18 protein-coding genes and 1 tRNA gene are annotated in these 20,886 nt (G+C 52.6%); 12 read left to right on the top strand and 7 right to left on the bottom strand.

What is annotated here, in order from left to right; genetic code table 11:
• The first annotated feature begins 151 nt into the window (after positions 1–151).
• The 10 genes from IM313_RS06620 to IM313_RS06575 all read left to right on the top strand — a co-directional run bounded on the left by IM313_RS06620 (position 152) and on the right by IM313_RS06575 (position 11,937).
• Positions 152–1,261, top strand: a complete 1,110-nt coding sequence (locus IM313_RS06620) for an AI-2E family transporter (RefSeq protein ID WP_045259869.1) — start codon at positions 152–154, stop codon at positions 1,259–1,261.
• Between the two features lie 119 nt (positions 1,262–1,380).
• A complete protein-coding gene (locus IM313_RS06615; protein ID WP_192971499.1) occupies positions 1,381–3,165 on the top strand; it encodes a diguanylate cyclase in 1,785 nt (594 codons plus the stop codon).
• A gap of 311 nt (positions 3,166–3,476) precedes the next feature.
• Positions 3,477–4,550 (top strand): catalase family peroxidase, encoded by a 1,074-nt coding sequence (locus tag IM313_RS06610; RefSeq protein ID WP_192971500.1) that lies wholly within the window; start codon positions 3,477–3,479, stop codon positions 4,548–4,550.
• Entirely contained in the window at positions 4,547–5,110 is a 564-nt protein-coding gene (locus IM313_RS06605; RefSeq protein WP_041911125.1) for a cytochrome b, read from the top strand. The genes IM313_RS06610 and IM313_RS06605 overlap by 4 nt, the downstream gene beginning before the upstream one ends.
• Positions 5,111–5,537: 427 nt before the next feature.
• Positions 5,538–6,032 (top strand): molybdopterin-dependent oxidoreductase, encoded by a 495-nt coding sequence (locus tag IM313_RS06600; RefSeq protein ID WP_028012099.1) that lies wholly within the window; start codon positions 5,538–5,540, stop codon positions 6,030–6,032.
• Positions 6,033–6,049: 17 nt separating this feature from the next.
• Entirely contained in the window at positions 6,050–7,987 is a 1,938-nt protein-coding gene (locus IM313_RS06595) for a bifunctional diguanylate cyclase/phosphodiesterase (RefSeq protein WP_047367578.1), read from the top strand.
• Between the two features lie 239 nt (positions 7,988–8,226).
• Positions 8,227–8,484 (top strand): YjhX family toxin, encoded by a 258-nt coding sequence (locus tag IM313_RS06590; protein ID WP_028012097.1) that lies wholly within the window; start codon positions 8,227–8,229, stop codon positions 8,482–8,484.
• Between the two features lie 10 nt (positions 8,485–8,494).
• A complete protein-coding gene (locus tag IM313_RS06585; protein WP_049001819.1) occupies positions 8,495–9,241 on the top strand; it encodes a cyclopropane-fatty-acyl-phospholipid synthase family protein in 747 nt (248 codons plus the stop codon).
• A gap of 137 nt (positions 9,242–9,378) precedes the next feature.
• The gene (locus IM313_RS06580) at positions 9,379–10,233 is read left to right on the top strand and encodes a GIY-YIG nuclease family protein (RefSeq protein WP_049001814.1); all 855 of its coding nucleotides are present in this window, start codon (positions 9,379–9,381) and stop codon (positions 10,231–10,233) included.
• Between the two features lie 897 nt (positions 10,234–11,130).
• Positions 11,131–11,937, top strand: a complete 807-nt coding sequence (locus IM313_RS06575) for a DUF4225 domain-containing protein (RefSeq protein WP_049119898.1) — start codon at positions 11,131–11,133, stop codon at positions 11,935–11,937.
• On the opposite strand, the gene IM313_RS06570 is transcribed toward IM313_RS06575, so the two are convergent.
• The 4 genes from IM313_RS06570 to proB all read right to left on the bottom strand — a co-directional run bounded on the left by IM313_RS06570 (position 11,934) and on the right by proB (position 15,423).
• Positions 11,934–12,248, bottom strand: a complete 315-nt coding sequence (locus IM313_RS06570; protein WP_049119897.1) for a hypothetical protein — start codon at positions 12,246–12,248, stop codon at positions 11,934–11,936. The genes IM313_RS06575 and IM313_RS06570 overlap by 4 nt on opposite strands.
• Before the next feature lie 622 nt (positions 12,249–12,870).
• Positions 12,871–12,943, bottom strand: a tRNA-Thr gene (locus IM313_RS06565).
• Between the two features lie 111 nt (positions 12,944–13,054).
• Positions 13,055–14,308 carry a glutamate-5-semialdehyde dehydrogenase gene (gene proA, locus IM313_RS06560; protein ID WP_192971501.1) on the bottom strand — a complete coding sequence of 418 codons (1,254 nt, stop codon included), beginning with the start codon at positions 14,306–14,308 and terminating at the stop codon, positions 13,055–13,057.
• Positions 14,309–14,319: 11 nt separating this feature from the next.
• Positions 14,320–15,423 carry a glutamate 5-kinase gene (gene proB / locus IM313_RS06555; RefSeq protein WP_014882684.1) on the bottom strand — a complete coding sequence of 368 codons (1,104 nt, stop codon included), beginning with the start codon at positions 15,421–15,423 and terminating at the stop codon, positions 14,320–14,322.
• A gap of 305 nt (positions 15,424–15,728) precedes the next feature.
• Between proB and phoE the strand changes: the two genes are divergently transcribed.
• Positions 15,729–16,781 (top strand): phosphoporin PhoE, encoded by a 1,053-nt coding sequence (gene phoE / locus IM313_RS06550; RefSeq protein ID WP_028012086.1) that lies wholly within the window; start codon positions 15,729–15,731, stop codon positions 16,779–16,781.
• Between the two features lie 111 nt (positions 16,782–16,892).
• On the opposite strand, the gene crl is transcribed toward phoE, so the two are convergent.
• The 3 genes from crl to gpt form a co-directional block, all read right to left on the bottom strand.
• Entirely contained in the window at positions 16,893–17,294 is a 402-nt protein-coding gene (crl, locus tag IM313_RS06545) for a sigma factor-binding protein Crl (protein WP_008500249.1), read from the bottom strand.
• 57 nt (positions 17,295–17,351) lie between these two features.
• On the bottom strand, positions 17,352–18,596 hold the full coding sequence (frsA, locus tag IM313_RS06540) for an esterase FrsA (RefSeq protein ID WP_192971502.1): 1,245 nt from the start codon (positions 18,594–18,596) through the stop codon (positions 17,352–17,354).
• 104 nt (positions 18,597–18,700) lie between these two features.
• Complete coding sequence (gene gpt, locus IM313_RS06535; protein ID WP_003863205.1) at positions 18,701–19,159, bottom strand: xanthine phosphoribosyltransferase; 459 nt, start codon at positions 19,157–19,159, stop codon at positions 18,701–18,703.
• 260 nt (positions 19,160–19,419) lie between these two features.
• On the opposite strand from gpt, the gene pepD reads away from it, so the two are divergent.
• The gene (gene pepD, locus IM313_RS06530) at positions 19,420–20,877 is read left to right on the top strand and encodes a cytosol nonspecific dipeptidase (RefSeq protein WP_192971503.1); all 1,458 of its coding nucleotides are present in this window, start codon (positions 19,420–19,422) and stop codon (positions 20,875–20,877) included.
• Positions 20,878–20,886: the final 9 nt, after the last annotated feature.

The raw sequence follows: 20,886 nt of genomic DNA, 5'->3' as shown, positions 1-20,886 counted from the left end.
TGGTGCGGGAGCGTGCGATCTTCGGTCAGTCGAAAGTGCTATCCGTGAAGCGCAAATTCATACTGCGATATTGCTGAACTGGCCGCCGGGTTGGTAATTCTCGCAATCGGTTCTATAGTCGTCACAGTTTCTTAGTAACCAGGACTGACTGATGCGCTTTAACGGACTGACTAAAGGTTTCTTTATTTTCATTCTCGCCCTTGTGACCTGGGCCTTCTTTGACGTGCTGTCGCCCTACTTCTCCGCGATACTGTGGGCCGCCATTCTGACCGTCATCTTCAACCCGGTAAAAAACAAGCTGCGCACCGCGCTGGGGGAGCGCAACGGGCTGGCCTCGCTGCTGACCATCGGCATTATCTGCCTGATTGTCTTTATCCCGCTGATGGTGATCCTCTCCTCGCTCGCCATTGAGCTGAACGTGGTTTACACCAAACTGCAGGAGAACAACACCCAGTTCCCGGAAGTGGTGGCAAGCATCTTCAACCATCTGCCGGACTGGGCCAGCGGCTTCCTGGCGGATCACAACCTGACCAACGCGGCGCAGATCCAGAAAAAACTCTCCGACGTCGCGCTGCAGGGCGGGCAGTATCTGGCAGGCAGCGCGTTCCTGATCGGCAAAGGCACGTTTGGCTTTGCGATTAGCTTCGGCATCATGCTTTATCTGCTGTTCTTCCTGCTGAAGGATGGACCGTATCTGGTACGCCAGATCCTCGACTCCCTGCCGCTGTCTGATTTTGTTAAACAGCACCTGTTCGCCAAGTTCGTCGGCGTCTCCCGGGCGACGGTGAAAGGGACGGCAGTGGTGGCCGTCGTTCAGGGCACGCTCGGCGGGATCGCGTTTGCCATCGTGGGCATCGACGGCAGCGTGCTCTGGGGCGCGCTGATGGCGTTTCTCTCGCTGGTCCCCGCCGTCGGCTCGGCGATTGTCTGGGTGCCAGCCGCCATTTACCTGTTCGCCACGCACCAGCTCTGGCAGGGGCTGTTTATTGTTGGCTTCTTCGTGATTATTGTCGGGCTGGTGGACAATATCCTGCGCCCGCTGCTGGTGGGGAAAGACACCAAAATGCCGGACTACCTGATTCTGATCTCCACCCTCGGCGGCATGGAGCTGTACGGCATTAACGGCTTTGTGATTGGGCCGCTCATCGCCGCGCTGTTTATCGCCTGCTGGAACCTCTTCTCCGGCCGCGATCACGCGGGGAATGCCGAAGAGCTGGACGCCGAGTTCATCGAAGAGGGAAAAAACTCTCCAGATTTGTAGGGATGTGACGATAACGACCACATCAGGCGGCGCTGTGCCGCCTTTTTTTTCGCCTTAAATCATACGTTTTCTATAATTTGAAGAACGCCATCCTCTTTATGCGGTAAAAGGATCTCCAGGTGCGAATCGCGACAATAACCAACTGGGCCTACGGTGCCACGGTCTGCCTGACTATCGCCTCCGGCATTATCATGCTGATGGCCTCCGGAGCTGACACCGCCGAACGTCAGGCCATTGAACTACGTCAAAATTTTGATGAGCTTACAGAAAATATTGAAACCGACGCCTGGAAACAGTCCGATTTAGCGCGCCTGTATGTCATCAAAAAAAATCCGCAAATCCTGGATGAGTACAATGCGTCAGAGAAAAAACTGAAGAGCATCGAGCTGAAGCTGGAGAAACTGCAGGACATCGGCGCTTCAGATGACGAGCTGGCCCTGCTGCATGATGGTTTAAAAATCATTGATGCACTGCAGGATGAGCAGCAGGCGGCACTGACGAGCGTGGCCCGGGGTGAAGATGCGCAGGCCGTTGCCCTGCTCTATGGCATGCCCTACGAGCAGGAGCTTGAGCGCGCACAAACCCAAATCGATCGCTTTCGCCAGATACTCGACAAACGTGTCATCGCCTCCGTACGGGAGGCGACGAAAAAATCGAAAGCGCTGCGCACGGCTTCTGAAGTGATGGTTGGCCTGACCGCCCTGCTGTTCTTGTTTGTGCTCGGCTTTATATTAAAACGCCGCGTGCTGCGCCCGGTGGTACGCCTGAGCGACGTGGTTCACCGTCTGGCTTCTCAGGACTTCGCGGTTGAAACGCCCAACTTTAACCAGATTGATGAGATTGGCGATATGGCCCAGGCCATCCGCATCTTTCGTGAAAACGGCCTTGCGCGACAGCGGCTGGAAAAAGAGCGTGACGCCGACTGGGCCATCCGCGAGCTGCTGGCGCGCATGACCCAGCGGCTGCAGGGGTGTGAAAACTTTGACGACGTGATTAACGTGGCGGAGCTGTTTGCGCCCAATATCGCGCCGGGGATAGCGGGCCGGCTCTACGTTTTTGACCGCGATCCGTGGCAAATGCGCTGCGTCGCCCAGTGGCTTTCACCGGCAGATGATGAGGCCACATTCCACCCCGATGCGTGCTGGGCCGTGCGTCGCGGTCAGAGCCACCCGCCGGTTAACGGTGAACCGGATGTCGCCTGCTATCATCTCCCGGAATCACAGGCGGAAAGCGCACTGTGCGTACCGCTTATCGCCCAGGGCGAGGCCATTGGATTGCTCTCGTTCCAGAACATCACCCCGGAAAATGCTCCTGCACGCGCGTATCTGGAACTGATGGCCGAGGCGCTCGGACTGGCGCTGGCGAATCAGCGCCTGCGCAACGCGCTGCTGGAAAAAGCCTTGTTTGACCCGCTTACCGGCCTGCGTAATCGTCATCATCTGGAAGACACCCTGCACACGCAAATGACGCAGGCCATGCGCAACGGCGAGCCGTTAAGCTGCATGATGATCGACATCGATCACTTTAAAAGCATTAACGACCGCTTTGGTCACGAGGCCGGCGATCAGGTAATCAAAAACGTGGCGACGATTGTTCAGCGGGCCGCGCACGACGGCGGGCTGGCATTCCGCTACGGGGGCGAGGAGTTTCTGGTTCTGCTTCCCGGGGCCGGTGAAGCAGAAGCGCACGCCTGCGCGCAGAAGATTTACAACGGCGTGCATGCGCTATCGCTTCGCTACGGGCTGACCGAGATTGGGCCGGTGGATGTGTCGATTGGTATCGCCAGCTATCCAGAGCATGCTCAAAGTGACAACCTGCTGCGCGCCGCGGACGTGGCACTGTACCGGGCGAAAGAGCTGGGACGCTCGCGAATTGTGAGTTTTGGGATGCTGGAGGCGGGCTAGACCGCCCGCCGGGTGGCGAACGCGAAAATATCTGGCATCAAAAAATTATAAACTTTTCGTGATATTCTTTTTTAATAAAGTTTACCTTATATACTCTTCTCAGAGCGTAAAACGCACGTTATAAAAATAGTGGCTTTTCAGTCTATTATTCTTTAGCGCGTCTATAATCGCCTCATCATAAAAATATCCTCTGGCATATTACCGCGATTATAAAAAAAATAATCGCCTCAACTTTATCCCTGTATTAATGCGTGGCTCGCAGATGTTCGTGCGCGTGTCAGGCATTATTCTTTCACACTGGAAAAACGTCTATGTCTAATGTGGATTTACGATCCAAAAAATCCTGGGGAGCGCTGGCCATCATCGCCGCGATCGTGGGCGCGATAGCATCCGCATTTGCGTGGACGGCGGGTTGGATCGGTTCTCGCACCACCAGTCAGGCATTAGTCTCGGAAACACCAACGCCGTTTCCTCCCGGATTTCGCCGGGCACATGGCAAAGGAATGTGTTTTACGGGAAACTTCATTCCAGCCGGTTCAGCAACGTCTTTGTCAACCGCGCGCCTCTTTTCCCAGCAGCACACCCCTGTTGTCGGACGGTTTTCCATCGGCACTGGCGACCCCCACGCGGCGGATAGCTCAACGAAAACTCTGAGCATGGCCCTAATGTTCAGGACAGACGATAACCAGCAGTGGCGTATGGCGATGAACAACGAACCCTTCTTTGCGACCCGGGACCCTGAAGGATTTCTGGCGCTGCACCGGGCAACCGCGCCAGACCCGGTCACCGGCAAGCCGGATCCACAGCGCCTCGCGGCATTCTTAAAAGCCTATCCGGAAGCAGAGAAATACCTCAAATGGGCGGCACAAAAGCCCGCCCCCGGGAGCTTTGCCGGCGCAACGTTCTACAGCATTAACGCCTTTTACCTCGTGGACGGTCTCGGAAATCGCCAGGCGGTACGCTGGATGATGCGCCCGCACGATCCTTTTGTGTCTCTGAGCGAGGAGCAGCGCCAGAAGGCCGATCGCAACATCATGTTCGAGGGCGTCAGCCAGAGGCTTGCTCAGAAGCCTCTCTACTGGGATTTTGTTCTGCAACTCGCCCAGCCGGGCGATCCGGTAGATGACCCTTCCCGGCCGTGGCCTAACGATCGCAGGCAGATCGTGGCCGGTACGCTGGAAGTGGCGCGCGTCGAAGCCCAGGCTGACGGTCCGTGCCGCGACGTTAACTTCGACCCCTCGACGGTTCCTTCGGGTGTGAACGTGTCTGACGATCCGGTGTTAAACGCCCGTTCTGCCGCGTATTCACACTCCTTTAGTCGCCGGGAACGGGAAATTGGTTACGGCAAAGCCACCGAAGCTGTTGAAAAGCAGGAGGTAAAATGAACCCGAATCAAGAACACGGAAAAGCGCCGCAGCATTTCAACGCCCTGGCAAGAGGACTACACTGGCTAATGGCGGCGATGATTCTTGCCATGCTGTTTATTGGTACCGCAATGATGACGACGCTTCATCACCGGATTGCGCTTATCGACCTGCATCGCCCTCTGGGGATTGCCATATTACTGCTGGCGCTGCTCCGTCTGGTGAACCGACTTCGTAGCAAGACGCCCCGGCTGCCTGCTGATTTACCCTTCTGGCAAGTGCTTGCGGCTAAAGCGTCGCACTGGCTGCTGTATGCGCTCATGCTGGCAATGCCATTTTTGGGCTGGGCGCAGCTGTCGGCAGCAGGCTTGCCCGTCGTCATGTTCGAGGGATTTAATCTCCCACCGATTTTGCCAGTAAGCCCAACCCTTTTCGCCTGGTGCCACGATGCGCATAGCCTTCTGGCAAAACTCCTTTTTGCCGTGGTGCTATTACATATTTCTGCTGCATTAGTACATGCCTGGATCTACCGGGATAGCGTTTTTGCCAGCATGACGAAAAGCGGCAACCAGAAAAATTAAATAAAAAAATGGCCTTTTTATCCGCTCTCGAATAAAAAATCGCCGGAGTGTGATAATTAAACGGCACAATTAGCGCGACATATAAATTGGCGAAAAATAACCAGGCGTCGTTGTCCCGGTAACCTGCAGTCTGGGGCATCCGACGTTATGGTTAGCAACGCTGCCCGGGCGATGCCTCGTGCGCGTCAATAAAAAACGATCGTTTTTTAGCCGAAAGCGACTTTATTCACATAATGGTCGCGTACTTAAAAAAAGAAGCACTCCCAGTGCTGTCAAACCCGCTCGCACCAAACCACTTCAACTCGATGATTTTAAAACAGTTTCCTGCAACGCATATCCAAAAACGGTAGCGTCTCAACAAAATACATAAACTAGTAGGATAACTAAATTATAATTCATATACTTCTGTGCAAAAGTGGAGGCCATAATGCGATTAATCCTAATGCTGGTGTGCTGTCTGGTTCAGAGTTTAGCCTGGGCGGGTGAACTGCCGAAACCCGCCGGAAAACCCATTTTGACGATTTACGGGAATATAGAAAATACTAACGAAGATGGAAAAGCAGTGTTTGATCTCGCAAGCCTTGAAAAACTCGGGATGGTGAGTTTCGAGACGACATCTCCCTGGTATACGGGCAGGACGAAGTTTGAGGGGGTTCCAATGAACAAACTCATGGATTATGTTGGAGCAAAGGGTTCTGTCGTTAATGTTATTGCCCTTAATGATTACGCTACCGCTATTCCTCTCAGCGATTTTAAGAAATATAACGCTATTCTTGCCTTAAAGATTAATGGCGAATATATGCGTATCCGCGATAAAGGCCCATCATTCATTGTATACCCTTATGACAGTCTTCCTGAGTTGAATAATCAAATTTATTACTCGCGTTCAGCATGGCAGGTTAGCAAAATGAAGATTGAATAGCAGTTCAGGAGAACATAATGAACAGGATACTGGTTGGTATCATTTTTTCTCTTTTTATCACGACGGGATATATTGCATTTCTTGTTTACGATCGTCAGCAAGAGCTGCAAAAACTGACTCACTACACTGAGTCCTGGTCCGTGGCTCAACTGGTATCAGAGTATTACCGATTTGAATCATGGCTTGGTCTATACGCAACCGATACCGATGACGTTACGATAGACCAGGCCCGCATGCGTCTCGAAATTATGCTCAGCCAGGGCGAGTTACTGAACGGGGGAGACTTAGGCCGCTATATTGAGAGCGATAAAACGCATCAAGAGATCGCTGCACGCCTGAAAGAAATACTGGCGTATCTGGACAGTAACCTGGAAAAAATGAGCCATGAAGAATTAAAAAAGTACCTGGCAAATATGCACCTGCTCGATGCGCCGCTCAGTCAACTGTCTTCAAGCGCATTAACCAAAGATATTAACACAATTAATGAATCTAACCATAAAATACAGATCCTATATTATATTTACTCCGTACTTTCGTTACTTCTGGTGATATTAAGCTTTATTCTGGGGTTCTTAATGATCTATCAGAATAAAAATATTCTTAAAGCCCACATGCAGGTTAAAACCCTCGCTGACGAACTTCAGCGGTCAAAAGAAACGCTGCAAATACAGAATTCGAAGCTGGAATATGATGTGTATCATGACTCCCTTACCGGCATGAAAAACCGTCTATTCTTCTGGGACGATCTCAATAAAATTACCCTTCAGGCAGATAAAAACCATACCCCTGTCACGGTGATGTTATTTGATTTAGACCGGTTCAAAGAGGTCAACGATACCTATGGCCATGACGCCGGCGATTTACTGTTGAATCAGGTATCCCGACGGCTTACCTCAATGAGTAACGCGACGGATACGTTTTACCGCCTGGGCGGTGACGAATTTGCACTTCTCTCCAGCGGCCTGACCGAGAACGCGGCGGTTTCGCGCGCCAAAGAGATCAGCGCTCACATCAGTCTGCCCTATACGATCAATAACCAGCTGATAAAAATTGCCACCTGTGTAGGTATCGTTTTATCTGATAATGAGCGGCGCTCTGATTATCTCTATAAATTTGCCGATCTGGCCCTCTACGAAGCCAAAAAAGAGGGCTCACAGCAGATAAAAGTCTTCCGTCAGTGGATGCTGCAGAAGCTGCAGGAAAGCAGAACCCTTGAGCATGATATGGCTCTCGCGATCAGCAACCATGAATTCGTTGTTTATTACCAGCCTATTGTCGATTCATTCAGCAATGAAATTTACGGCTATGAAGCGCTTATTCGCTGGATACACCCGGTAAAGGGGATTTTGTCGCCTGATTACTTTATTTCTGTTGCTGAAAAAACAGGGATGATCAATGAGATTGGCAAAAATGTGCTTGAACTTGCCTGCCGGGAGGCGGCTTCCTGGGCGGTTCCGGCCAGAATCTCGGTAAACGTCTCACCTGTTCAACTGGGGACTAAATCATTTACTGCAATGGTTCAGTCCATCCTGAAAGAGACAGGTCTGCCGGCCAGCCGCCTTGAGCTGGAAGTTACGGAGTCTTCGCTCTTCAGTGACAGCAACACGCCGCTCACTATTCTCAAAAAGCTCAGATCGCTGGGGGTAAAAATCTCCATTGATGATTTCGGAACGGGTTATTCCTCGCTCTCGAGGCTGAGTGAACTCAATTTTGATAAAATTAAAATTGATAAATCCTTTGTGAATCCGATATCCACCCAAGACGATGCGCTTAATATCGTTAAACTGATTACCGGCATGGCGAAGAGCCTCAATATGCGGGTCATTGCAGAAGGTGTGGAAACCGAAGCGCAGCTTGAACGGCTTCAGGCGCTGGGCTGCGATCTCGTGCAGGGCTATCTGTTCGGAAAGCCACAGGCTGAAATCGATAAAAATATAAAAAACGGTACAGTGTGATCTTACCGGGATCACACTTTTCAACCCTGGGTATACACATACAATGACCGGGTGTTATCATTCACCCCGTAAATACCTTTCAACTCAATCCGAGGCTTTGATGCTGGAGAATGTAATCATCCGATAATCAGCTCCCCGACCTTTTCAGGCCGGACTGATTATCAATGCGCCGAAATCGAATGCGGACACCGCTGTGTGTTTGCACGTTTTGCACATGATGATTAAACAGGTTTTCCAGTATGAATTTATCCCGTCAGGAACAGCGTACCTTACACGTTCTCGCCAAAGGTGGCCGTATTGTGCACGTCCGCGATACGTCCGGCCGCGTCACCGCCGTTGAATGTTACAGCCGCGAAGGGCTATTGCTCAGCGACTGCACGCTCGCCGTCTTCAAAAAGCTCAAAACCAAAAAGCTGATCAAATCCGTTAACGGTCAGCCCTACCGTATCAATACTACCGGGCTGAACAACGTCCGTGCCCAGCCTGATAATCGTTAAGGAGAGGATGATGGATATCCCACGCATATTTACTGTTAGCGAAAGCGAACACCGCATTCATAACCCCTTCACGCCAGAAAAGTACGCCACGCTGGGGCGCGTGTTACGCATGAAGCCAGGCGCGCGCCTTCTCGATCTCGGCAGCGGTTCGGGAGAGATGCTTTGCACCTGGGCGCGCGATCACGGGATTACCGGTACCGGTATCGACATGAGCCCAATCTTTACCGCGCAGGCAACGCGGCGCGCAGAGGCGCTCGGCGTCAGCGAACGCGTCCATTTTGTGCATAACGACGCGGCGGGCTACGTGGCTGATGAACAATGCGACGTGGCGGCCTGTGTTGGCGCCACATGGATTGCGGGCGGCGTTGCCGGGACGATGGACCTGCTGGCACAAAGCCTTAAGCCCGGGGGAATCATGCTCATCGGTGAACCTTACTGGCGACAGGTTCCCGCAACGGAGGAGACGGCTCGGGCTTGCGGCGTCTCGTCCACCGCAGACTTTCTCACCCTGCCCGACCTTGTCGCGTCTTTCGATCGCCAGGGCTATGACCTGGTCGAAATGGTGCTGGCAGATCAGGAAGGCTGGGACAGATACGAAGCCGCGAAATGGATGACCCTGCGCCGCTGGCTGGATCAAAACCCCGACGATGATTTTGCACAGGAGGTGCGCGCGGAGCTGACGGCAGCGCCTAAGCGCCATGTGGCTTACACAAGGGAATATATTGGCTGGGGCGTGTTTGCGTTAATTGCACGATAGGAGGGAGTGGCGGTATAGCCTTTTGGGGCTATACCGGCCTTAAGCATGAAGCGCTCAGCATTGTGAACGCTACGCTACGCCTGGCATGAAAAAACTTCTATCATTGCTTTTTCCGTTACCGCATTCACAGGCGCTTTATGGACACCCCTTCTTTTCTCTATTTATTGCTTTTCCCGGCCAAAAAGATGATGAAAGTGGGTAAAGCCAATAATATCTATAACCGCATTCAGTCGCTAAAACGGGTCTGGGGCGATGTGGATTATGCCCATTCTTACCGCATTGCGTTACCGCAGTCCGAGGTCTTTAAGCTGGAAAAAATGCTGCATTTTCTTTTGGCCAAATATCAAACGGGCATTGATGCCGGCGACGGCTATACCGAGCTGTTTTCCATTGAGGCGCTGGAGCCCGCCATTAAGCATATTCATTACGTCATTGAGCATGGGGTCATTGATGCTCAGCTCCTTCAGGGAATCGAAAAGCCACAGCTTCGGCCCGGCAAAAGCGCGGCGCATCGCCACGCGAAAATGAAAAAACAGTCAGATACTATGATTAACAACGTTGTCAGGGTGACGGAACAGTTCAGCAGGATAAATCGTTTACTGCTTATCTTGCTATTTAAGCAGCACCGCCTTCGTTATCAATATGACATTGAAGGTAATACCATACTGTTTCGGATAGCAGACAACCGTACTGACCAACGCGATGCTCACAAAATAATGCGCATGTTCAGCTTTTTTATTGAAGACTTCAGATATTTGGGCGGGACCAACTACTGCTCGGGGGTCTTTGGTGAAGGCACGGTCACGCAATACAACGTGGAGTTGATTTCAGGCGACCCTGACGCACATCCTCTGGTGGCCTATCTCGCCTCGCAAACAGAGCGCTTGTTTAATAAATTGCCATCGCGATCGGCGTTATTAATGGAAGATCTGCCGATACTGGAATCGAGCCGAATCCTGCGTAGGGTATTACAGAATGATGACGAGGATTAAGTTGCTTATGCCGCGACACTTATTGCTATTCAAGGGCAAGACGACGTACTGTCATCAAGACAGATGCCCTCTGGTGAATCCTGTATCGCGCTGTGGGAAGTCATGGATTATCGTTACGCCAGTTATATCTGGTGCTAGAAATCGCAGCTGAGGGCTTCTGGTGAAGCGTAGAAGGGATTGATGGGACTGCATGCGCTGGTGTGGAAAAAGATACGCATCTATGACCGCCAGGACGGGAGAATTTCGCCAGGTGAGGGTAGACCTTCTACCCGTTGTGGTAACGTCGCCGTGGTGACTTTGCATCTGCTGGTGAATAGAAAAATATGCTTTTATGGCGTTTAATGCTCTGGCAGGATCAAAGGCCTGAAACCCGAAGTTGTGGGGTGACCAGATAAACTCATCCAAAATCCTTGAACAAGTAAACTCACCTCAAATCCTCCCGAATGCTATCCTTCTGTTGATCAAATCGCTGTTGTATACCCCGCTTCACGCCAACGCGCCGAAAAGCAATACCTGACCAAAAAAGCCAAGTACTTATAAGATACAACATGTTAAATTGCTGTACAATTAGTGAACAGATGCACTTCAAAACATCAAGTTATCTCCCTTGCGTCAGCCCAAAGCAGCATTGTGTAACTGCACTCCTTGTTGCAGTGAGGCGTGTCGCTGAAGGCATCACGTAGCGATATTTGGCGAAGAAAAGTGCTTTTCACCGAGAGCCTGGGCTGACGGTCTAGCAGATCACCAACAGAGCCGGGGATATTTTGAACAGGAGAATGTAAACTGGAAGGATAAAGGAACGGGACACCCACAGTGGCGGGTTGTGAAAGTATTTCCTGTTATCTTCGACTTTATTGCACGTAAAATGACCAGACACATTTTGGGAAGGAGTCTTTAATGGATATTGCGCTGCTCAACAGGGGCTGGAACAGAACATGGTCAGATACCATGGTAAATCTGGAAGCCCGGAAACTCGTCGAAACTGCAAATCGGCTATCAGCATTCTATTTGCAAGATGGGATAACACGTATCAAGTTTGTCGAAGAGATAAGGCAGGTCGTAGAGAAAGAATTTGAAACTGCACGACGGGCCAAAACCGATGAAGAATGCATTGCATGCATCAAAAATCTGCGTGCCGAAACAGATAATCTGCAAGAACAAGAACGCCTGTTAAGAACCAGAGCCGCCCAACTTTATGCAAAGGTCGAGTTTGTCAGGGAAAACAATAAAATCGTCGGATACGTTATTTCGGCAATCCATATAGTGGTATCTGGAGCAGCATTATTTGGTGGGATGGTTATGATGTCCACTATGACCCCTGTTGGAGTTCTTGCAGGAGCCGTTTTATTTGTTGATGGTATTAACGGTATAACAAAAGAAGCAAGCCATCTTCGCTATGGTGAACAATCCAAATCGGAAGGGATTTTTGCTGATGGCGCAATGGAGACCGCACAATTTATGGGGTTTAGCCCAGAAAGTGGATTAGCTCTTTATAATACGGTGACTCTAGGGGTGAGTGTCTATAGTATCTTCGGCTTAGCAAGGAAACCCGGAGCTTGGCGATTATTCCGTTGGCTGCCGCGTGATTACTACCGAAAAGTTGACACAATGAGCAAGCCTAAGCTAACGATGAAAATCGCTGGATATGGTGTCAAAGCGAAAGTCATTTTTGATCTTCTGGCTACTGATAACAGTACTAATTAAGATTTGTTCGCTCTACAGAATCGCCAAGATTTATAAGCAAGTACAGGCGGTTGTATAAAAATTGCAACCGCTGCGCCACAAGAAAGGCCAATAGCACCAGAGAAAACACTCTGCTCAGATGCGAACATCACAAGAAAAATTAATACAGCAAGGCAACCGGATACAACCCACACGGCTAGAATAAATCGCCTGGCCAGGTCCCTGATTGCATTCCCCAACGTTCCACCATAGCTTTCAACGTTATTCTTTATCTTCTTCAAATCCGATGGTGTAAAGCCAGAACTCAACAAAGCCTCATCAGTAACATCCATATTGTCCTCTCCGCATTTCTTAACTGGCAATGGCACACATAATCATAATGATGAACTTTACAGTAATCCATATGATGTTTGTGCAATGTATCAGATTTCAGACAATAGAAGCCATAAAGCCCCGTTAGTGGTAAGAAGACAAGCGGAGCGTAGCGACTTCATCTGGCCAACCTGGTTGGTTTCGCTTTGCGAAAGTCACCAGTGACCAAATCAGATTGTCAGAGGGATCACACCTTATCAGGGTGCTCATGTACCTTTCGGAGCGTGAGCGAAGCGCTGGCAGAGCCGGATCTGTAGCTACCGGAGCAATACCACTATTCACCTGTTTACGCAGCCACAAGGCCGCACATCGGGCTTAAATGCGTGTGATCAATCTGTTTCGGGAGGATTTAGAGACGTTGGCAGCGTCATCAGCTTCGAGTTGATAGCGGTTCGTGGGGACTGTTCACGCTTTGTACCTGTTCGAGCTTTACAACTACAGGCCGCTACGTGCTAACTTCCCTGAATAGCCACTGTTAACCATAGCGGCAACTGTTGGTCATAGAATCCCTTAAAAAAAGATTGTACCTCGAGAGTGACAATCGCCTTAATTCATTGTTTTTAAAGGATTTTGTTGTGTGAGTGCCGATAATAGGAGTCGAACCTACGACCTTCGCATTACGAATGCGCTGCTCTACCAACTGAGCTATATCGGCCCTGAGAGGCCGGTTACGAGTGTAACCACGGGGCAAAAGGTTAGATCTAACCGGGTGATGCGTCAATGCCCTTTTGAATCAAACGGCTATTTTTGCATCACCCGTGACTATTTACGCACGAATCGTATCGTCACCGAAGCCGATCCACTTATAGGTGGTCAGCGCTTCAAGGCCCATCGGACCGCGCGCGTGCAGTTTCTGCGTGCTGACAGCCACTTCTGCGCCAAGTCCGAACTGGCCGCCGTCCGTGAAGCGGGTGGAGGCGTTCACATATACCGCAGAGGAATCCACTTCATTCACAAAGCGATCGGCATTGCGCAGCGTACGCGTCAGGATCGCGTCAGAATGCTGCGTGCCGTGTTCACGAATGTGCGCAATAGCGTCGTCGAGATCCGCAACCACCTTCACGTTCAGATCCAGCGACAGGAACTCGTCGTCGTACTGCTCCGCTTTTACGGGAACCACGCTAGCCGGGCCACCCTGGAGCAGCGCGAGAGCATTGGGATCAGCGTGCAGCGTGACGCCGCTCTCCGCCATCTGTTTGCTCAGGGCTGGCAGGAAAGTACTCGCAATCCCCTGGTGCACCAGCAGCGTTTCTACGGTGTTACAGGTGCTTGGACGCTGAGTTTTGGCGTTGACGATAATCTTCAGCGCTGGCTCAATTTCGGCGCTGTCGTCCACCACGATATGGCATACGCCGATGCCTCCCGTGATGACCGGAATGGTCGACTGCTCACGGCACAGCTTGTGCAGGCCCGCGCCACCGCGTGGGATCAGCATGTCGATGTATTTGTCCATGCGCAGCATCTCGTTGACCAGCGCGCGGTCAGGGCTCTCAATCGCCTGCACGGCCCCCGCCGGCAAGCAGCACTCTTCCAGCGCCTGCTGGATGACTTTCACCGTCGCGGCGTTGGTGCGCCAGGTCTCTTTCCCACCGCGTAGAATGGCGGCATTACCGGTTTTCAGGCACAGGGAAGCGACGTCAACCGTCACGTTTGGACGGGCTTCATAAATCACGCCGATGACGCCGAGCGGCACGCGGCGACGCTCCAGACGCAAACCGCTGTCGAGCAGCCCACCGTCAATCACCTGCCCTACCGGGTCGGCCAGATTACAAACCTGACGAACATCGTCGGCGATACTTTTAAGACGCGCCGGGTTCAGCGCCAGGCGGTCGAGCATCGCTTCGCTCAGGCCGTTTCGACGCGCTTCCAGCAGATCCTGCTCGTTGGCAAGCAAAATGTCCTGAGACTGTGCTTCCAGATAATCAGCGATTTTTTCCAGCACGCGGTTTTTCTCGCGGCTGGAAAGGAGCGCCAGTTTGTAAGAGGCGGCCTTCGCGGCTGCGCCCATTTGTTCCAGCATGTTCTGGCTCCTTAACGAATAATCATGTCATCGCGATGCACGGCAACCGGGCCATATTCATAGCCCAGAATAGCGTCGATCTGCTGCGAGTGGTGGCCCGCAATGCGGCGCAGGGCATCGCTGTTATAGCGGCTTACGCCATGCGCGATGTCGCGACCTTCAAGGTTACGGATGCGGATCACTTCACCACGGGAGAAGTTGCCTGTCACGCTTTTAATTCCTTTAGGAAGCAATGAACTCCCTCGTTCCAGAATCGCCGCGGTTGCCCCTTCATCAACGGTGAGTTCACCGGCAGGCGGCGCGCCAAAGATCCAGCGCTTGCGGTTCTCCAGTGGGGATTCCTGGGCGTGGAAGCGGGTGCCAACGGAAATGCCTTCCATCACGTCGCCAATCACGCCAGGGCGGCTGCCCGCGGCAATGATGGTGTCGATACCGGCGCGGCACGCCACGTCGGCGGCCTGCAGCTTGGTCCCCATCCCGCCCGTTCCGAGGCCGGACACGCTGTCACCGGCGATGGCGCGCAGCGCATCGTCGATACCATGAACATCGGTAATCAGCTCGGCTTCCGGGTTGGAGCGCGGGTCGGCGGTGAACAGCCCCTGCTGATCGGTCAGAAGCAGGAGTTTATCGGCCCCGGCCAGAATGGCGGCCAGCGCAGAGAGGTTATCGTTATCGCCCACTTTTATTTCAGCGGTGGCAACGGCATCGTTTTCGTTGATAACGGGAACAATATTGTTGTCCAGCAGCGCGCGCAGGGTATCGCGGGCGTTCAGGAAGCGCTCTCTGTCTTCCATATCCGCACGCGTCAGCAGCATCTGCCCGACGTGAATACCGTAGATAGAGAACAGCTGTTCCCAGAGTTGAATGAGTCGGCTTTGTCCCACGGCGGCCAGCAGCTGTTTAGAGGCGATCGTCGCGGGAAGTTCGGGATAACCCAGGTGTTCACGCCCGGCGGCAATCGCCCCGGAGGTCACAATCACAATACGGTGCCCTGCGGCATGCAGCTGAGCGCACTGGCGTACAAGCTCAACAATGTGGGCGCGATTTAGGCGGCGCGATCCGCCTGTTAACACACTGGTACCGAGTTTTACCACCAGCGTCTGGCTGTCACTCATGATTCTCTGCCGTTCAACGATAAGGGAAAGTAATGTCGAACGAACGTTTTAACAGGAGTCAGCCCGGTTGCCAACTGCCTTAGTGCATCACCAGGCACTTTGTTGCGCGGGATCAGGAAGCGTAGCGGCAGAATTTGACAAATTTATTACCGTAATAATAAATCACAGTTTTTTAAAATTATTCTTAGTTTGTCATAAAAGTTTCATTCCAGAACGATAAAACCCTTCCTGTTTTTTCACGGGACTTAAGCATCAGCTTATCGTCCAGCGAATTTTTAAAGCGCGTTTATAAGACAGGATCGAAAATGAAAAAGAGCACTCTGGCATTAGTGGTTATGGGCGTGGTGGCTTCCGCATCTGTTCACGCAGCAGAAGTTTATAATAAAAACGGTAATAAACTGGACGTGTACGGCAAAGTCAAAGCTATGCACTATATCAGTGATGATGACACCAAAGATGGTGACCAGACTTACGTTCGTTTCGGTTTTAAAGGCGAAACCCAGATTAACGATCAGCTGACGGGCTATGGCCGTTGGGAAGCTGAATTCGCAGGTAACAAAGCTGAAAGCGACTCCTCGCAGAAAACACGTCTGGCGTTCGCCGGTATTAAACTGAAAGACTTTGGTTCACTGGATTACGGTCGTAACCTGGGCGCGCTTTATGACGTCGCGGCATACACCGATATGTTCCCTGAGTTCGGCGGTGACGGCCTGGCACAGACCGACAACTTCATGACGAAACGTGCCTCCGGACTGGCCACCTACCGCAATACCGACTTCTTTGGCATGGTAGACGGTCTTGATATGACCCTGCAGTACCAGGGCAAAAACGAAAACCGCGACGTGAAAAAGCAGAACGGTGACGGCTTTGGTACGTCTCTGGCCTATGACTTCGGCGGCAGCGATTTCTCCGTCATTGGTGCTTATGCCAGCTCCGATCGCACCAACGCGCAGAACCTGCAGGCGCGCGGTGAAGGTAAAAAAGCCGAGGGCTGGGCAACCGGTCTGAAATACGACGCGAACGATATTTACCTGGCCACTATTTATTCTGAAACCCGCAATATGGCCCCTATCTCCGGTGGTTTTGCAAATAAAGCGCAAAACTTCGAAGTGGTTGCACAATATCAGTTTGACTTTGGTCTGCGCCCATCCGTGGGTTATGTACAGTCCAAAGGTAAAGATATCGAAGGCATTGGCGACGAAGATATCGTGAAATATATTGACGTGGGCGCCACGTATTACTTCAACAAAAACATGTCCGCGTTTGTTGATTATAAAATCAACCAGATTGACGACGATAATAAGCTGGGCGTGAGCAGCGATGATATCGTTGCGCTGGGTGTGACGTATCAGTTCTAAGATTATCCAGATAAGAAAATCCCGGCATACAAGCCGGGATTTTTTTGCCCAGGGTAAATGCGGTCTGCTGCCCTCACCCCGGCCCTCTTTCACAGGAAGAGGGAGAAACCATTACGCGGTCAACTTCACCGCTTCGCTGGAAAAGTCATCCGCAGGCTCGAACTTAAGGTCCAGGGTGGCCAGCAGCGCGCTCGCTTTGTCGTGGAACTCTTTCAGGGTGTATTCCAGGCGATCGATCACTTCCTGATCTTTGATGGTAGTAGCCTGCCAGTTGCCGTCTTTGTTAAACAGGCCAAACTGATAGCTATACGTAAAACGTTTCTCCTCTGCTTCCATTTCCATCCACCAGCCCCAGAATTCACGTTTTTCGGGTGCAGGCTTCACGTTGACGCATACAGCCAGGCAGTCGAAAAAAAAGCGATTCTCTTCACACTGCTCTTCTCGAATATACGGGCCGAGAGCCATAAATTTCTTAATCAGCCTACTTTTCGGGTGTCCACTCGGTAACGTCATTGCGATCTCCTTTTGTGAAGCCACTGTTTTACCAAACCAGCGAAATTTAGCAATCTATTAACACACTCTCTGGGCGATCCAGCGCGTGATCTCTTTCAAGGCTTTGTCAAAATTCTGATACACCGGGCTGAACGGCACCTCAAGCAATTTGCCATCCGCAGATGACGAAGTGATTAAGCGTGACTCTTCCTTCGGGCTGAACGGATCGTTTTTCCAGAAACCGGACAGCATCGGCGTCGGGCAACGGCGTCCCAGCAACCCTTGCGTTTTTAACGAGTAGCGATTGAGCTCAACGCGCAGCGCTTCGTCTGAGGCATCATGCATGCCAAGTCGACTGGCAAGAACGTCCAGATACATCTCCGGCACGCTGCCCTGACGGGCAGGATCGCTGAGCAGGGCGTGAACCACCGGGCCCAGGCAGGCGACGGCCTTCAGACGTGAAGATTCAAGGTAAGCCAGACGCACCGCAACGTTGGCACCAAAACGGAAGCCGAACGCCGCCACGCGGGTGTGGTCAACCCACGGAACATTTTCCAGCGCTTTAAGCGCATGCTGGTGCAGCAGGCTCGAATCCTGCGTTAACTTCCACTTCGATGAGAATCCAATAGAAGGCATATCGAGCGTCAGCATCGCGATCCCTTTTGGTGCGAAGTAGCGCTCATACAGGCTGTAATAGTCGATTTGCAGGGAATCCAGCCCGCCGCACATTAGCACGGTCGGGAACGGGCCGTCGCCTTCAGGCATGTGCAGGAAACCGGTGACGGGCGCACCGCCCGGAACGGCGAACTCAAGCTCGCGCATCTGACCCGGCAGGCGTTGAGCAGCCTCCTCATAAGCACGATTCGCCAGCGCCTGAGCCTGCTCGGCCAGCTCATCCCCTTTCAAATGCGGATAGGCGGCGATGGCGTAGAGGTTGGCCGCATGCAGCCAGTGCTTGCCGCTGCGCGTGGCATCCTCTTCCTGGCTGGCTTTTTGCTGCCAGAGCATCGCCTGTTTAGACCATTCGTAGATCCAGTTCCCGCCCCGGTAGCCCACCACCGTGTCGTAGAGCTCGCTGTCAGTACGCTCCGACTCGCTCATTACGATACGCGCCTGCACGTCGAGGATTTCACGAGGATCGATACCGCGCCAGATCCACATCAGGCGGTTAATCATGCGATACCAGTGGGGCACGTTTTTACCGTCTAACGCGGACTGGACGGCAGGCATGGTTCCCGGATTAAACCGACGGACCAGCGTCGACGTTTCAGGGTGTTTGAAACGGGGTTTGAAAAGCGTCTCGGTGAGATTTGCCTGCGTCATTGCGTTGCCTCCATGGATACGTCATATAGTGCCCATTGTAACGCGTGGCAGGCCAAAAAGAACAACGCCCGGCATAGCCGGGCGTGTAAAGTTACGTACTGGTATTAACGGCCTGAGATAGGCGGCACGAAGACCACGCCCATATCCCATGGCTGTTCAATCCAGGTATCCTGCGGGATATCAATCACGTAATCGTCGACCAGCGGACGGCCAGCAGGCTTCGCAAAGATAGTGACGAAGTGCGCTTTCGGGTACATTTCGCGAATAGCGACCGCAGTACCGCCGGTGTCCACCAGATCGTCGATAACGATGAAGCCTTCACCGTCGCCTTCAGCGCGTTTCAGCACTTTCAGCTCACGCTGGTTATCATGGTCATAGCTGGAGATGCAGACGGTATCGACATGACGAATACCCAGCTCACGTGCCAGCAGCGCCCCCGGTACCAGACCGCCACGGCTGACGGCAATAATGCCTTTCCACTGTTCGGAAGGCATCAGACGCGCAGCCAGTTTGCGTGCGTGAATCTGCAACATGTCCCAGGTGACGACGTATTTTTCGCTCATGTGAAGTGTCCCAGCCTGTTTTTATACGGCTTAAAAAGTGTTCGAGGGGGAAATAGGTTGCGCGAGATTATAGAGATCTGGCGCACTAAAAACCAGTGTTTAGCGCTCCCTGCCTGAGTTTTTACATGCTTTATGCTACCAGCCAGCAGAGAAAGTGGTATTCTCAGTTGCATCTCGCAAGCCTGTCTTGTGGTAACTATTAACCTGCTAACCCTGTGGCCTGTAACCCTGTTTGCAGCGCCTCGACAAGGAGACTTATCGTGTCTGAACTGTCTCAATTATCTCCGCAGCCGCTGTGGGATATTTTTGCCAAAATTTGCTCCATTCCACACCCTTCCTACCATGAAGAACAGCTTGCCGAACATATTATGGGTTGGGCGAAGGAAAAAGGTCTGCACGCAGAGCGCGACCAGGTTGGCAACATTCTGATCCGCAAACCGGCTACCGCAGGCATGGAAAACCGTAAACCGGTTGTACTGCAGGCGCACCTGGACATGGTGCCACAGAAAAACAACGACACCGTTCACGACTTCACTAAAGACCCAATCCAGCCGTACATCGACGGCGACTGGGTAAAAGCGCGCGGCACCACCCTGGGCGCGGACAACGGCATCGGTATGGCCTCTGCGCTGGCGGTGCTGGCTGACGACAGCGTTGAACACGGTCCGCTGGAAGTGCTGCTGACCATGACCGAAGAAGCGGGCATGGACGGCGCGTTCGGTCTGCAGGCGAACTGGCTGCAGGCAGATATCCTGATCAACACCGACTCCGAAGAAGAAGGCGAGATCTACATGGGCTGCGCGGGCGGGATTGATTTCATCTCTACCCTGCCGCTGTCACGCGAAGCGATCCCTGCTGGCTTCAAGACCTTCAAGCTGACGCTGAAAGGGCTGAAAGGCGGTCACTCCGGCGGTGATATTCACCTGGGCCTGGGCAACGCCAACAAACTGCTGGCGCGCTTCCTGGCGGGCCACGCGGCCGAGCTGGACCTGCGTCTGGTGGACTTCAACGGCGGCACCCTGCGCAACGCGATCCCACGCGAAGCCTTTGCCACCGTGGCGGTGCCAGCGGCGAAAGCGGACGAGCTGAAAAAACTCTCCAGCGTCTACCTGGATATCCTGAAAAACGAACTGTCGGCGAAAGAGAAGAACCTGACCGTGGTGCTGGAATCCGTGTCTACGGATAAAGCCGCCCTGACCGCGCAGTCTCGCAACAGCTTCGTTCAGCTGCTGAACGCGACGCCAAACGGCGTGATTCGCAATTCTGACGTGGCGAAAGGCGTGGTGGAAACCTCTCTGAACGTGGGCGTGGTGACCATGAGCGACGACAGCGCGGAAATTATCTGCCTGATCCGCTCCCTGATCGACAGCGGTAAAGAGTATGTAGTAAGCATGCTGGAATCTCTGGGTGCGCTGGCGGGCGCGAAAACCTCCGCCAAAGGCAGCTACCCTGGCTGGCAGCCGGATGCAAGCTCTCCGGTGATGGCGCTGGTGCGTGAAACTTATCAGCGTCTGTTCAACAGCACCCCGAACATCCAGGTGATCCACGCGGGTCTGGAATGTGGTCTGTTTAAGAAGCCGTATCCGGACATGGACATGGTTTCCATCGGGCCAACCATTACCGGTCCACACTCGCCGGATGAGCAGGTTCATATTGAAAGCGTCGGCCATTACTGGACGCTGTTGACGGAACTGCTGAAGGCGATCCCTGCGAAGTAATTTGTCGTC

The organism is Enterobacter cloacae complex sp. P2B, from assembly GCF_014895985.1.
In the GTDB taxonomy this organism is placed as follows: Bacteria; Pseudomonadota; Gammaproteobacteria; order Enterobacterales; family Enterobacteriaceae; genus Enterobacter; species Enterobacter bugandensis.
This window is presented reverse-complemented; position numbering and strand designations above follow the sequence as displayed.